This is a genomic window from Lentzea sp. NPDC051208 (assembly GCF_040682435.1).
GTDB lineage: Bacteria > Actinomycetota > Actinomycetes > Mycobacteriales > Pseudonocardiaceae > Lentzea > Lentzea kristufekii.
The window spans coordinates 47625-61019 of record NZ_JBFBAW010000021.1; the positions used below are offsets into that span (position 1 = coordinate 47625).

At 68.7% G+C, this 13395-nt stretch carries 11 protein-coding genes and 1 pseudogene; 8 read left to right on the forward strand and 4 right to left on the reverse strand.

Annotation, left to right across the window (positions count from 1 at the left end; translation table 11 throughout):
- Positions 1 to 391: 391 nt before the first annotated feature.
- Genes glgX through treZ form a run of 3 tightly spaced genes read left to right on the forward strand, consistent with a single transcriptional unit; the run spans position 392 to position 6254 of the window.
- On the forward strand, positions 392 to 2497 hold the full coding sequence (gene glgX, locus AB0M48_RS37465) for a glycogen debranching protein GlgX (RefSeq protein WP_363851371.1): 2106 nt from the start codon (positions 392 to 394) through the stop codon (positions 2495 to 2497).
- On the forward strand, positions 2497 to 4575 hold the full coding sequence (gene treY, locus AB0M48_RS37470; RefSeq protein ID WP_363851374.1) for a malto-oligosyltrehalose synthase: 2079 nt from the start codon (positions 2497 to 2499) through the stop codon (positions 4573 to 4575). The genes glgX and treY overlap by 1 nt, the downstream gene beginning before the upstream one ends.
- Positions 4572 to 6254 (forward strand): malto-oligosyltrehalose trehalohydrolase, encoded by a 1683-nt coding sequence (treZ, locus tag AB0M48_RS37475; protein ID WP_363851377.1) that lies wholly within the window; start codon positions 4572 to 4574, stop codon positions 6252 to 6254. The genes treY and treZ overlap by 4 nt, the downstream gene beginning before the upstream one ends.
- Here treZ and AB0M48_RS37480 read toward each other — a convergent pair.
- The gene (locus AB0M48_RS37480; protein WP_245983899.1) at positions 6173 to 6517 is read right to left on the reverse strand and encodes an ANTAR domain-containing protein; all 345 of its coding nucleotides are present in this window, start codon (positions 6515 to 6517) and stop codon (positions 6173 to 6175) included. The genes treZ and AB0M48_RS37480 overlap by 82 nt on opposite strands.
- A 186-nt stretch (positions 6518 to 6703) precedes the next feature.
- Here AB0M48_RS37480 and AB0M48_RS37485 point away from each other — a divergent pair, with 186 nt between their 5' ends.
- The 4 genes from AB0M48_RS37485 to AB0M48_RS37500 all read left to right on the forward strand — a co-directional run bounded on the left by AB0M48_RS37485 (position 6704) and on the right by AB0M48_RS37500 (position 8683).
- Positions 6704 to 6883 (forward strand): CsbD family protein, encoded by a 180-nt coding sequence (locus AB0M48_RS37485; protein ID WP_090010912.1) that lies wholly within the window; start codon positions 6704 to 6706, stop codon positions 6881 to 6883.
- The gene (locus tag AB0M48_RS37490) at positions 6861 to 7496 is read left to right on the forward strand and encodes a UdgX family uracil-DNA binding protein (protein WP_363851382.1); all 636 of its coding nucleotides are present in this window, start codon (positions 6861 to 6863) and stop codon (positions 7494 to 7496) included. Before AB0M48_RS37485 ends, AB0M48_RS37490 begins: the two co-directional genes overlap by 23 nt.
- 267 nt (positions 7497 to 7763) lie before the next feature.
- Complete coding sequence (locus AB0M48_RS37495; RefSeq protein WP_030479084.1) at positions 7764 to 8021, forward strand: helix-turn-helix transcriptional regulator; 258 nt, start codon at positions 7764 to 7766, stop codon at positions 8019 to 8021.
- Positions 8022 to 8155: 134 nt separating this feature from the next.
- Complete coding sequence (locus AB0M48_RS37500) at positions 8156 to 8683, forward strand: hypothetical protein (RefSeq protein WP_363851386.1); 528 nt, start codon at positions 8156 to 8158, stop codon at positions 8681 to 8683.
- A gap of 3 nt (positions 8684 to 8686) precedes the next feature.
- On the opposite strand, the gene AB0M48_RS37505 is transcribed toward AB0M48_RS37500, so the two are convergent.
- Positions 8687 to 10009 carry an amino acid permease gene (locus AB0M48_RS37505; RefSeq protein WP_363851389.1) on the reverse strand — a complete coding sequence of 441 codons (1323 nt, stop codon included), beginning with the start codon at positions 10007 to 10009 and terminating at the stop codon, positions 8687 to 8689.
- A 116-nt stretch (positions 10010 to 10125) separates the two neighbouring features.
- On the opposite strand from AB0M48_RS37505, the gene AB0M48_RS37510 reads away from it, so the two are divergent.
- Positions 10126 to 10629, forward strand: a complete 504-nt coding sequence (locus AB0M48_RS37510; RefSeq protein WP_363851392.1) for a hypothetical protein — start codon at positions 10126 to 10128, stop codon at positions 10627 to 10629.
- A 450-nt stretch (positions 10630 to 11079) separates the two neighbouring features.
- Here AB0M48_RS37510 and AB0M48_RS37515 read toward each other — a convergent pair whose 3' ends face one another.
- Both AB0M48_RS37515 and AB0M48_RS37520 read right to left on the reverse strand, forming a co-directional pair.
- Positions 11080 to 12039 (reverse strand): LacI family DNA-binding transcriptional regulator, encoded by a 960-nt coding sequence (locus tag AB0M48_RS37515; protein WP_363851395.1) that lies wholly within the window; start codon positions 12037 to 12039, stop codon positions 11080 to 11082.
- A 55-nt stretch (positions 12040 to 12094) separates the two neighbouring features.
- Positions 12095 to 13381 (reverse strand): annotated as a pseudogene (locus AB0M48_RS37520) (aldehyde dehydrogenase family protein); the annotation flags it as partial.
- Positions 13382 to 13395 lie beyond the last annotated feature (14 nt).

Below are 13395 nucleotides of genomic sequence, written 5' to 3' on the forward strand. Positions count from 1 at the left end.
TGCCGCGAGGTCCGCGCGCGCTTCGACGCACGCGCCGCGTCGCAGATCCCGCGCGGTCCCGATCGCGGAGTTCCGCCGACAGGAGTACAAAACGTCCCGGCGGGGTAGTTGTCTGGTCGTGGCAGACCGCTCGTTCCCGTCGTCCCAGACCTGCTCGGATCGTGGTGCGGTGAAAGCCGAGCTGACGCACCTCGAACCCCGGCGGGCGGACCGGACGTGGCGCCGGCCGGAAGACCCGCTGCACGTGGGCTGGTGGCCTTGAGACGTCCTTCCACACCGGGTGACCGGTTCCGACGAAAACCCGACCTGCCGTGCGGCAACGACGTGATGCCACGACGTTGCCGCACGGATATGGTCTGTCAGCAGCTAGTTTCTTGTGACGAGGAGCATTGTGCGACCCTGGCCCGGTAGGCCCTACCCGCTCGGCGCCGGCTACGACGGCGTGGGCACCAATTTCGCCCTGTTCTCCGAAGTCGCGGAGTACGTCGAGCTCTGCCTCTTCGACGAGGACGGCTCGGAGACACGCGTGAGGCTGCCGGAGGTGGACGGTTTCGTCCACCACGGCTACCTGCTCGGCGTAGGCCCGGGACAACGCTACGGATACCGCGTGCACGGCCCGTACGACCCGGCCCGGGGTCTGCGGTGCAATCCCAACAAGCTGCTGATCGACCCGTACGCCAAGGCCATCTCCAACGGCCTGTCGTGGGACGAGGCGCTGTACGGCTACAAGTTCGGCTCGCCGGACGAGCGCAACGACGACGATTCCGCGCCCTACGTCTCGAAGTCCGTGGTGGTGAACCCGTTCTTCGACTGGACGAACGACAGGCTGCCGAAGACGCCGTACAACGAGAGCGTCATCTACGAGGCGCACGTCCGCGGTCTCACCATCGACCACCCGGAGATCCCGCCGCGCCTGCGGGGCACGTACGCGGGTCTCGCGCATCCGGTGATGGTCGACCACCTCGTCAAGATGGGCATCACCGCGGTCGAGCTGATGCCGGTGCACCAGTTCATCAGCGATCACACGCTGGCGGAGCGCAGGCTCAGCAACTACTGGGGCTACAACACGATCGGGTTCTTCGCGCCGCACGACGGCTACGCGGCGTTGCCGCTCAACCAGGTGCAGGAGTTCAAGGGCATGGTCAGGGCCCTGCACCAGGCGGGCATCGAGGTCATTCTCGACGTGGTCTACAACCACACGGCGGAGGGCAACCACCTCGGGCCGACGCTGTCGATGCGCGGTATCGACAACGTGTCGTACTACCGGCTGGAAGACGACGACCCGCAGTACTACACGGACTACACGGGTACCGGCAACTCGCTGAACGTGCGCTCGCCGCACACGTTGCAGCTGATCATGGACTCGCTGCGGTACTGGGTCACCGAGATGCACGTCGACGGTTTCCGGTTCGACCTCGCGGCGACGCTGGCGCGCGAGTTCTACGACGTGGACAGGCTGGCGACGTTCTTCGAGGTCGTGCAGCAGGACCCGGTGGTGTCGCAGGTCAAGCTGATCGCCGAGCCGTGGGACGTCGGGCCCGGTGGCTACCAGGTCGGCAACTTCCCTCCACTGTGGACGGAGTGGAACGGCAAGTACCGCGACACGGTCCGCGACTTCTGGCGCGGTGAGCCCGCGACGCTCGGCGAGTTCGCATCGCGCATCACCGGCAGCAGCGACCTCTACCAGGACGACGGACGCCGCCCGTACGCGTCGATCAACTTCGTGACGGCGCACGACGGCTTCACGCTGAACGACCTGGTGTCGTACAACGAGAAGCACAACGAGGCCAACGGCGAGGACAACCAGGACGGCGAGAGCCACAACCGGTCCTGGAACTGCGGTGTCGAGGGGCCGACGGACGACGAGGAGATCCTCGCGCTGCGGCGCCGGCAGCGGCGCAACCTGATGGCGACGATGCTGCTGTCGCAGGGTGTGCCGATGATCGTGAACGGCGACGAGTTCGGCCGCACGCAGAACGGCAACAACAACGCCTACTGCCAGGACAACGAAGTCTCGTGGGTCGACTGGTCGCTGCTGGAGGCCAACGCAGAGCTGGCCGAGTTCACCTCGGCGCTCGCCGCGTTCCGCAAGGCGCACCCGGTGTTCCGGCGCCGCAGGTTCTTCGCCGGCCGGCCGATCCGCAAGGGCGAGGAGCTGCGCGACATCGCGTGGTTCACGCCGGCGGGCGAGGAGATGACCGAGCAGAACTGGGAGGACGACTTCGGCAGGTGCATCGTCGTCTTCCTCAACGGCGAGGGCATTCCCGACCTCGACTCGCGCGGCATGCGGGTGGTCGACGACTCGTTCCTCATGGCGTTCAACGCGCATCACGAGGACATCCAGGTCACGTTGCCCGACACCGAGTACGGTCCTGAGTGGAAGGTCGTCGTGAACACCACGACCGGGGAGGTCGGCGGCAACGAGAAGCCGATCGCCGCGTCCGGGCAGCTGTCGCTGACCGCGCGCTCGCTCGTCGTGCTGCAGCGGGTGGGCTGATGGGCGCGCCTTCCTCGACCTACCGCGTCCAGTTCACCCCGTCGTTCACCTTCGCCGACGCCGCCGGCATCGCGGACTACCTGGCGCGCCTGGGAGTCGGCGCGCTGTACGGGTCGCCGATGCTCGACGCACGGGAGGGTTCGAACCACGGCTACGACGTCACCGATCCGACTCGCGCGCGCCCCGAACTGGGTGGCGACGCCGGGCGGGTCGCCCTGCAGGACCGGCTGAAGGCGCTGGACCTCGGCCTGGTGGTCGACATCGTGCCGAACCACATGGTCGTGCCGAACCCGTGGTGGGAGGACGTGCTCGCGCACGGCCAGGCCTCGAAGTACGCGCGGTACTTCGACATCGACTGGTCGTCGGGCAAGGTGCTGCTGCCCGTGCTGGCCGAGGACGCTCCCGACGAGGTCCACGAGCACTACCTGAAGGCCAACTGGCGGCGCGGGAACACCGAGCTGAACTACCGCAGGTTCTTCGACATCACCGAGCTCGCGGCGGTGCGGGTCGAGGATCCCGAGGTGTTCGAGGCGACGCACCGGGCGGTGTTGTCGTGGGGTGTCACGGGGTTGCGCATCGACCACCCGGACGGGCTCGCCGATCCCGGCGGCTACTTCCGGCGGCTGCGCGAGCACTTCGACGGCTGGCTGGTCGTGGAGAAGATCCTCGGGCCGGACGAGTCGCTGCCGCAAAGCTGGCCGGTCGACGGCACCACGGGCTACGACGCGCTGCGCGAGATCTGCGGCGTGTTCATCGCGCCCACGGACGCCTACGACGGTGACTTCCACGCGGTCGAGCACGCCTCACGGCAGCAGGTCGCGGACTCGATCCTGGTGGCGGAGGTGCGCCGGATCGCGCGCCTGGTCGAGGGGGTGGAGTTCGAGGAGGCGTGCCGGGCCGTGGCCGAGGTGATGGTCAACTTCCCGGTGTACCGGTCGTACCTCCCGGAAGGCCTGCGGTACTGGGAGACCGCGGTCAGGCTGAGCAGGTCGCCCGCCGTGCGCGCGCTGGACGAGCAGGTCCGCGCCGATCCCCACGGCGAGCTGGCGACCAGGATCCAGCAGACGTCCGGCATGGTCGTCGCGAAGGGCACCGAGGACACCGCGTTCTACCGGTACACGAACTTCGTGGCGCTCAACGAGGTCGGTGGCTCGCCGGACAGGTTCGGCCTGCCCGTCGGCGAGTTCCACCAGCGCGCGGCCCGGCGTGAGGCCGCCGAGCCGAACGCGATGACCGCGCTGTCGACGCACGACACGAAGCGGTCGGAGGACGTGCGGGCGAGGCTCGCGGTGCTGGCGGAGATCCCGGACGCCTACCTGGCGTTCGAGGCGGCGATGACGGAGAAGCACGGCATCTCCGAACCGGCGCTGAACCGCCTGGCGTGGCAGTCGGTCGTCGGCGCGTGGCCGCTCACCGAGGACCGGCTGGGTCAGTACCTGGAGAAGGCGTCGCGCGAGGCGAAGATCAAGACGTCGTGGGTCGACCGGAACGCCGAGTTCGACGCCGAGGTGGCCGCGTGGCCGGCGAAGGCGCTGAACTCCCCCGAGGTCGCCGCGTTCGCCGAACGGATCAAGGTGCCCGGCTGGTCGAACTCACTGGGGCAGAAGCTGGTCCAGCTCACCGCTCCGGGCGTGCCGGACGTGTACCAGGGCACCGAGCTGTGGGACTTCTCACTGGTCGACCCGGACAACCGCCGGCCCGTCGACTACGACGTGCGCAGGGACCTGTTGGCGCGCATCGAGTCCGGCTGGCTGCCGGAGGTCGACGACTCGGGCGCGGCCAAGCTCCTCGTGGTGCAGAAGGCTTTGCACGTGCGCAAGCGGGGTCTGCACGGCTACCGGCCGATGCACGCCGAAGGCCCGGCCGCCGAGCACGTGCTGGCGTTCGAACGGTCCGGGGTGATCACGGTCGCGACGCGGCTGCCCGTCGGGCTGGAGCAGAAGGGCTGGCAGGACACGGTTCTGCCGCTGCCGGGTGCGAAGTGGACGGACGTCCTCACCGGACGTCCGGCGACGGAGGACCTGGCGTCGTTGCTCGACACCTATCCGGTAGCACTGCTGGTGCAGGGGGATCAGTGAGCTTCTCCGTCTGGGCGCCGACGCCCGAGTCGGTGCACGTCCGCGTCGACGGTGTCGACCACGAGATGAAGCGCGACGGCGACTGGTGGCACTCCGACGTGGAATCCCCGGTGGGCGCGGACTACGCGTTCGTCATCGAGGGCCACGCGTACCCGGATCCGCGGTCGCTGTGGCAGCCGGGCGGGGTGCACGAGCCCTCTCGGGTGTACTCGCACGAGTTCGAGTGGACCGACGGCGCGTGGACCGGCCGGGCGCTGCCGGGTGGCGTGATCTACGAGCTGCACATCGGCACGTTCACGCCGGAGGGCACGTTCGACGCCGCGATCGGCAAGCTCGACCACCTGGTGGACCTCGGCATCTCGTTCGTCGAGGTCATGCCGGTCAACAGCTTCGACGGCGTCGAGGGCTGGGGTTACGACGGCGTGCTGTGGGGTGCGGTCCACCAGCCCTACGGCGGGCCGGACGGGTTCAAGCGGTTCGTGGACGCGTGCCACGCGCGTGGCCTCGCCGTGCTGCTGGACGTCGTCTACAACCACCTCGGACCGTCCGGCGCGTACCTCGACAAGTTCGGGCCGTACTTCGCCGGGCGCAACGACTGGGGTCCGGGGCTGAACCTGGACGGGCCGGGCTCCGACGAGGTGCGCCGGTACGTCATCGACAACGCGCTGCAGTGGCTGCGGGACTTCCACGTCGACGGCCTGCGGCTCGACGCCGTGCACGCGCTGGCGGACCAGCGGGCGACCCACGTCCTCGAGGAGTTGGCCGTCGAGGTGGACGCGCTGTCCGCGTCCGTCGGCCGTCCGCTCACGTTGATCGCCGAGTCCGACCTGAACGACGCCAGGCTGGTGACGGCGCGCGAAGCCGGCGGCTACGGCCTGCACGCGCAGTGGTCGGACGACCTGCACCACTGCCTGCACGTCGCGCTGACCGGCGAGACCTTCGGCTACTACGAGGACTTCGCGGCGCCGGGAGCGGTGAAGAACACGCTGGAGAAGGTGTTCTTCCACGCCGGCACCTGGTCCTCGTTCCGTGAGAAGCACCACGGCAAGCCGGTCGACACCGCGCTGATCCCCGGCTACCGGTTCCTCGCGTACACGCAGAACCACGACCAGGTCGGCAACCGCGCCACCGGCGACCGGTTGCCCGCGACCGTGTCGACGGGGAAGTTGTTGTGCGCGGCGGCGATCGTGCTGACCTCGCCGTACACGCCCATGATCTTCATGGGGGAGGAGTGGGCGGCGTCCACCCCGTGGCAGTTCTTCGCGTCGTTCCCGGACCCGCAGCTCGCGGAGGCCGTCCGGACCGGCCGGCGGCGTGAGTTCTCGCGCCACGGCTGGGGTGAATCAGACGTTCCGGACCCGATGTCGCCCCAGACGGTCGAGAACTCGCGCCTGCGCTGGGACGAGGCACGGGAGGGTGACCACGCCAAGGTCCTGGAGACCTACAAAGCCCTGATCGCGTTGCGCCGCTCCCGCCCGGAGCTGGCCGACCCGCGACTGGACAGGTTCCTCGTGATGCAGGACGGGGAGTGCTTCGTGTTGCACCGCGGAGCGATCCGCGTGGTCGTGAACCTCGGCACGACCCCCGTCCCGCTGCCTCACGGAGAAGTGCTGCTCGCCTCCTCGGCGAACCCGTCATCGCTTCCGCCGGACTCGTTCGCGGTCGTCGCGTCGACGTGATCCCACAGCATCTGGTCGGCCAGGTCGACGGGCCGTCCCAGGTACGCGTGCACGAACGCCGTGACCAGCCGGTCCGCGGCGACGTGCAGCTTGATGTTGTGGTGCTGGGAGATGTGCACCAGCAGCTGGAAAGCCTGCTGGGGTGTGCAGGGTTTGCGTGCGGCGATCAGGCCTGTGGCCTGCCCGATGACAGTCCGGGACACCAGAGCTTTGCGCAGCCCTGCCACCTCGGCCTCGAGGGCGGTGATTCTCGCGGACGACACCGCCGGCTCCTTTCGCGTCGTCATGTCACAGCGGCATGCCGGTGCGACGACGGTGCTCTGGAGCTGCATTGCGAAGGGCGGGCACACCCAGGGCAAGCCGTCACATCGGCTTGCGGCTGGGTTCTCAACCGCGAGTGATCACCTTATCAACTGTTTCGGACGGTGCTCGCCGGGTAACCGAGTTGCATGGGTGCCGATGAGAAGTTCGACAACAAGGCCGAAGAACTCAAGGGTCGCGCGAAGGAAGCCGTCGGCGACGCCACCGACAACGAGCAGTGGCAGGCCGAGGGCCGCGCCGAGCGCGCCAAGGCCGACATCAAGCAGGCCGGCGAGAAGGTCAAGGATGCCTTCCGCTCGGACAAGTAAGAGTCCCGGCAAAGCCGCAGACGCCGCCCGGTACGTCCCTGAGGGGGCGGACTGGGCGGCTTTGCGTTCGGCGTCCGCGGGGTGTCGCGGCTGCGACCTCTACCAGGACGCGACGCAGACCGTCTTCGGCGAGGGACCGGTACCGGCCCGCCTGATGGTGGTCGGGGAGTGCCCGGGCGATCGGGAGGACACCGCGGGGCAGGTGTTCGTCGGGCCCGCGGGGCGGTTGCTGGACAAGGCGTTCGAGGCCGCGGGCATAGATCGTTCGAAGGCGTACCTGACGAACGCGGTGAAGCACTTCCCGTTCACCCAGCGCGGGAAGCGCCGGATCCACCAGCAGCCCCGGCGCAGCGAGGTCGTGGCGTGCTTCCCGTGGCTGCGCGAGGAGTTCCGGCTGGTGAAGCCCCGGCTCGTGATCGTGCTGGGGGCCGTGGCGGCCAAGGCGGTGCTGGGGCCGTCGTTCAAGCTGACCGAGCACCGCGGTCAGGTGCTGGACCACGACGGGCTGAAGGTCGGGGTGACCGTGCACCCATCATCGGTGGTGCGTGCGGAGAACTTCACCGAGGCGTTCGACGCCTTCGTCGCGGACCTGAAGGCCGTGCGGGAGTCCTGAAACGGGACAACCCCCGGACGACTCCTGCGCGAGCAGGCCGAGCGGGACCAGCGCTCGAAGTCCGGGGGTCGGGTGGCTGCCTGGGATTACGACTAGGCGTCACCAAAAGGCGGTCCTATCGGACAGCCACCTCACGAGTCCTGTTGCTGTACAACTTGGGACCACCTCCTCTCATGTGTACAACGAACCTACGTCGGGATCAGCGGACGTCGCAACGGACTTTTCTCACGCCACCTCGCGCGCCTGGTTCGCGTAGAATCCGCAGGCATGGTGCGCATCCCACTGACGTCGCTCGAACGGGAGCGCGGCAGGCGGCTCGGTCAGTTGCTGCGGGACGCCCGCGGCGAGGAGAGCATGGTCGAGATCGCGGCCCGCGCCGGCCTGTCCGCCGAGACCGTGCGCAAGATCGAGACGGGACGTGCCCCCACACCGTCGTTCTTCACCATCGCCGCCCTCGCCGGTGCACTCGGGATCTCGCTCGATTCCATCAACGAACTGCTGACGCCGCAGAGCCGATCGGCCTGATCGCGGCGAATTCGCTCGGTCGAGTTACCACTGAAGTTTGAATTCACCGGCAGTTCCGCAGGCCGCCTTGACGTCCCATCGCGTCCCGTGTTCGGGTGGAGCCACGAGATTCGCTCCTCTCGATGCAGGGGGAAATGGTGAAATTCGTTTCAACTGTGCTCGCCGCGTTCTTCGCGTTCGTTCTCGTCGGCGCGCCCGCGTCGCACGCTGCACCAGAAGCGCAGATCAGCAGGGTTGACATGCTCAAGCGGGCGGCGACGTGGCTGACCGCCAACAACGGCAAGCAGGTGCCGTACAGCATGTCCAAGTACTGGAAGGACGGCTATCGGCAGGATTGTTCGGGTTTTGTCTCGATGGCCGCGACACTGGGGAACACCGATCCCAAAGGTGGGCCGAACACCGTCGCTCTCGCCACCGGCAAGTACACGACACCGATCAAGATCGCCGATCTCAAACCCGGTGATCTCCTCATCGACCCGGTCGACGAACCCGGCGACGACTTCCGCCACGTCGTGATCTTCGAGAAGTGGACCAAGGCCGACAAGTCGCAGTACATGGCCTACGAGCAGCGCGGCGGCCACGGCACCGACCACCGCGCGCTCACGTACGGCCTGACGAACACCAAGTACAAGCCCTACCGGTTGAAGAACGTCACGGGCTGAGCGTCAGGCCCGGTCGTGGTGGCGCAGGCGCAAGGCCGACCTGCTGAGCGCCACCGCCGCGACGACGGCGACGAGCACGCCCGTGGACAGGATCTGCCCGCGGGCCTGCTCGTCGCTCAGCATCAGCACGATGATGCCCGCGATCGCGGCCAGCGCCAGCCAGGAGAGGTACGGGTAGCCCCACATGGGGACCGCCGGGTTCTCCATCGTGCGGCGCAGCCGGATCTGCGAGATCGCGATGAACGCCCAGACGACCAGCAGCGCCGAGCCGACCGCGTTGAGCAGCAGCAGGAACACCGTGTCCGGCCACAGGTAGTTGAGGAGCACGGAGAAGAACCCGAACGCCGTGGAGGCCAGCACCGCGTTGCGCGGCACGCCGTTCTTCTTGGCCAGCAGGGCTTTCGGGGCTTCGCCGCGTTCGGCCAGCGAACTCAGCATGCGCGCGGCGCCGTAGAGCGTGGCGTTGATGGCGCTCAGCAGGGCCACGAAGATGACGACGTTCATGATCTGCCCGGCCGCCGGGATCCCGATCCGGTTCAGCACCGCGACGTACGGGCTGGCGCCGACCTCGGAGTCGTTCCACGGCAGGAGCGTCACGACGACGGCCATCGAGCCGAGGTAGAACACGAGCAGCCGGGTCATGGACGTCCGGACGGCCTTCTTGACGGCGTGCTGGGGGTTCTCGGCGTCGGCGGCCGCGATCGTGACGACCTCCAGCCCGCCGAACGCGAACACCACCGCCATGAACCCGGCGATGACACCGCCCCAGCCGTGGGGGAGGAAGTCGCTCAGGTTCTGCGTGCCGGGTGAGTCGACGCCGGGAAGCAGGCCCGCGATGGCCGCCGTTCCCAGCGCGAGGAAGAGGACGATCGCCGCGACCTTGAGGCCTGCGAACCAGAACTCGAACTCGCCGAAGTTGCGGACGCCCACGAGGTTCACCGCCGTGAGCGCGCTCATGAAGATCAGCACCCACACCCACTGCGGCACCGCGGGAACCCAGCCCGACGCGATCTTGGCCGCCCCGGTCGCCTCGACCGCGAGCACGACGCCGACCGCCGCCCAGTAGGTCCAGCCGACCGTGAAACCGGCCCACGGCCCGATCGCCTTTTCGGCGTGCACGGAGAAAGCGCCGCCGCTCGGGTGCTCGGCCGCCATTTCCGCGAGCATGCGCAGGACGAGCAACGCCAGAATTCCGGCGAGTGCGAACGAGATGAGCACGGCCGGTCCGGCGAGCGCGATGCCGGCGCCCGTCCCGACGAAGAGGCCCGCTCCGATCACGCCTCCCAGCGCGATCATGGTGACATGCCGTTCCCGCAGGTGAGTCACGCTCTCCAGCCCCGTTCGAGTGTGCCGATGGCGGGCCGATAGTGAGTTCATGGCGGCGGAGAGTCAAATCGTGTGATTGCAGTTACACCGACTTGAACCAAGTGAGGGTGAGATCGATGAACTCGCCTAAGGGAGTACTACCGTCCGGAGTTCTGCCGCAACTCGACACGTTCGCCGGTGCGCTCGAGCGGTGCTCGGAGTGGGGGTGGCTGGTGCTGCGGTCGGAGAACCGGCTGCTGCTCACCACCGATCACGCGGTCTCCGCCGTGGAGATGGCGGCGGGGATCGGCGGGGAGGTGCGGCACTACCTGTCCCTGCGGATGCTGGGCGGGCCGGTGGTGGTGCTGCCTTCGGTCGGGGGCGCTCCCGGGCGATGGCTCATCCTCACCGAGTCCGCCGACGAGGCGTCGCAGGTGAACCTGATCCGGTTGCGGGCGCGCGGTGCGCTGACGCACCGGCTGGGGACCCTCGTGCCGCTGCCGCCGTCGCGGATCGACGGGGGCGGGGTGCGGTGGCTCGGCGAGGTGCCGGCCGCGAAGCCGTTCCTGCCGCCGTTCTCGGCCGTGGTGGCGGCGCTGAGGGCGGTCACCGAGACGGGTCACGCCGACTCTTTGACGTAGTCGTAACGGCGCGATTCGCCATACCGGTCTTCCTGGACTTTCACGATCACTGGATCGATTTCAGTTCACGTCCGAAAGCGTTTGTTACGCCCGGATGATCGGCCCATTCTTGCGCCGTTCTTGACACTTCGGAATCGAGATAGAGCCGTCACCACGACTCCTCTGGGTTATCGGCGGCTACCCCGGTTGCGATGTAAATTCACTCCACAGGACGCGTCTGAGGCTCTACGGTTTATGGGGTCGACACCAACGGAAGGAGCTGGCCATGGACGGCTACGAAATTCTCGCCGACGAGGACGGGCACGTTCGCGGTTACGACTAGAGATCACTCATCGGCTGCGTGAGGGAGTCACCCCGAAGCGACTCCCTCGGCCCGAGTGAACCGGCGCCGCCGGTTGTTCGATCGCCGCGAGGAATGCGTCCAGGCCGTCCCGGTTCTCGCACCGGGTGTCAGGCCCCCGGACGCCTGGTCGTGCTCGCGCGGACCACGAGCGTCGTCGGGAGTTCCCGGTGCTCGGCCGGTCCGCCGTCGAGCAGGGAGGCCAGGAGGTCGACGGCGACCTCGCCCGCGGCCTCGGTCGGCATGTGGACCGTCGTCAGCGCGGGAGAGCACATCGTCGCGTAGAGGATGTCGTCGAATCCGGTCACGCTGATCTGTTCCGGCACCTTCACGTCGTGCGCGGCGAGGTAGGCGAGCGCACCCAGTGCCATCAGGTCGTTGTAGCAGATCAACGCCGTCGCACCGGTGCCGAGCGCCTGCTCGGCGGCCGCGTGGCCGCCGTTGAAGTTCGGTTCGAACGAGCCGAGCAGCCGGGCGCGGCCAGCGAGGCCCCCGATCCTGCGGCCGTTCGACCACGCCGCGGCGGGGCCGCCCAGGTAGGCGTAGTCCTCGTGGCCCAGCGACTCCAGGTGCGCGACCACCTGGTCCATGCCGGACGCGCTGTCCATCAGCACCGACGAGACGCCCGGCACGATCCGGTTGATCAGCACCAGCGGGGTCACCGCCGCCAGTGCGACGATCGTGTCGTCGGACAGCAGCGACGCGCACAGCACCACGCCGTCGACCTGCGCCGCCATCGTCCGCACGAGCTCGGCCTCGGTGTCCGGGTCCTCCCTGCTGTCGCAGAAGAACACCGAGGTGCCCGCCTCGCCCGCCTTCGTCTGCACGCCCCGCAGGATCGAGGGGAAGAACGGGTTGAGGAGGTCGGGCACCACGATGCCGAGGTTCCCGGTGCGGCCGGTGATCAGGCTTCGCGCCGCCCGGTTCGGCTGGTAGCCGAGCCCGGCGACCACGTCCAGGACCCGTTGCCGGGTGGCCTCCTTGACGAGACCCGGCGCGCTCAGCGCACGCGAGACGGTCGAAACGGAGACCTGAGCCTGGAGTGCGACATCCCTGATCGTGACGGCCACCGGCAGATCATCGCAGTCACGGTCAAGAACGACCCATTCGTCGGACGTCTGCCGGTCAGAGCTCCAGTCCGGTCAGGACCAGGACGCGCTGCTCGGTGAGGTCGTCCATGGCCGCGCGCAGGCCCTCCCGGCCAATGCCGGACTCCTTCACGCCGCCGTAGGGCATCTGGTCGGCGCGGTAGCTCGGCACGTCGCCGACGATCACGCCACCGACCTGGAGTCGTTGCGCGGCACGGAAAGCCAGCCGCACGTCCGTGGTGAACAGACCCGCCTGCAGGCCGTACCGGGACGCGTTGACGCGGTCGAACGCCTCCTCGACGCTGTCCACCCGCGTGAGCGTCACGACCGGGCCGAACACCTCCTCGGCGTTGACCTTCGAGTCCTCCGGCACGTCGGTCAGCACGGTGGGCGCGTACGTGCGGCCCTCGCGGGTTCCGCCTGTCAGCACCGTGGCACCGGCTTCGCGCACCCAAGACTCGACGCGGTCGGCCGCGGCGTCGTTGATCAGCGGGCCGACGTCGCCTGCCACGTCCAGCTTGTTCACGTGCTGCACCACGGCGTCCGAGACCGCGTCGTACACGTCGGTGTGGACGTAGACGCGCTGCACCGAGATGCACGACTGACCGGCCTGGTACATCGCGAACGTGGCGATGCGCTGCGCCGCGAACTCGAGGTCCTGCCAGTCGGGGGCGACGATCGCGGCCGCGTTGCCGCCCAGTTCCAGCGTGACGTGCTTGCGCGGCACGCGTTCCTTGATGCCCCAGCCGACCGGGCCGGACCCGGTGAACGAGACCACCGGCAGGCGCGGGTCCTCGACCAGCGCGGCCGTGTCCTCATTGGACAGGTGCAGGATCGCGAAGGCACCGCCGGGCAGGTCGGTCTCGGCCAGCAGTTCGCCGAGCAGGAACGCGACCTTCGGCGTGGCGGGCGCGGGCTTCAGCACGATCGGCGCGCCGACGGCCAGCGCGGGTGCCACCTTGTGCGCCACCAGGTTCAGCGGGAAGTTGAACGGCGCGATGCCCAGCACCGGACCGCGCGGCACCCGGCGCACCAGCGCGAGGCGGCCCTCGGCGGCCGGATCGGTGTCGAGGCGCTGCAGCTCACCGGAGAACCGGCGGGCCTCCTCCGCGGCCCAGCGGAACGTGGAGATCGCCCGCGTCACCTCGACGCGCGCCCACTTCAGCGGCTTGCCCGAGTCGTCGTTGATGGCCTGCGCGAACTCCTCGGCGCGCTCGGCCAGGCGCCGCGACACGTGGTCCAAGGCGGACGCGCGGCGGTGCGCGGGCAGCGCGGCCAGTTCGGGAGCGACCGCGTGCGCCTTCGCGACCGCGTTCTCCACGTCTTCGGGGGTGTGGA

What these genes read in the sequence shown, in the direction of transcription:
- treY (WP_363851374.1), top strand. Translation starts at nt 2,497, where the DNA reads ATGGGCGCGCCTTCCTCGACCTACCGCGTCCAGTTCACCCCGTCGTTC.
- AB0M48_RS37485 (WP_090010912.1), top strand. Translation starts at nt 6,704, where the DNA reads ATGGGTGCCGATGAGAAGTTCGACAACAAGGCCGAAGAACTCAAGGGT.
- AB0M48_RS37490 (WP_363851382.1), top strand. Translation starts at nt 6,861, where the DNA reads ATGCCTTCCGCTCGGACAAGTAAGAGTCCCGGCAAAGCCGCAGACGCC.
- AB0M48_RS37495 (WP_030479084.1), top strand. Translation starts at nt 7,764, where the DNA reads ATGGTGCGCATCCCACTGACGTCGCTCGAACGGGAGCGCGGCAGGCGG.
- AB0M48_RS37500 (WP_363851386.1), top strand. Translation starts at nt 8,156, where the DNA reads ATGGTGAAATTCGTTTCAACTGTGCTCGCCGCGTTCTTCGCGTTCGTT.
- AB0M48_RS37510 (WP_363851392.1), top strand. Translation starts at nt 10,126, where the DNA reads ATGAACTCGCCTAAGGGAGTACTACCGTCCGGAGTTCTGCCGCAACTC.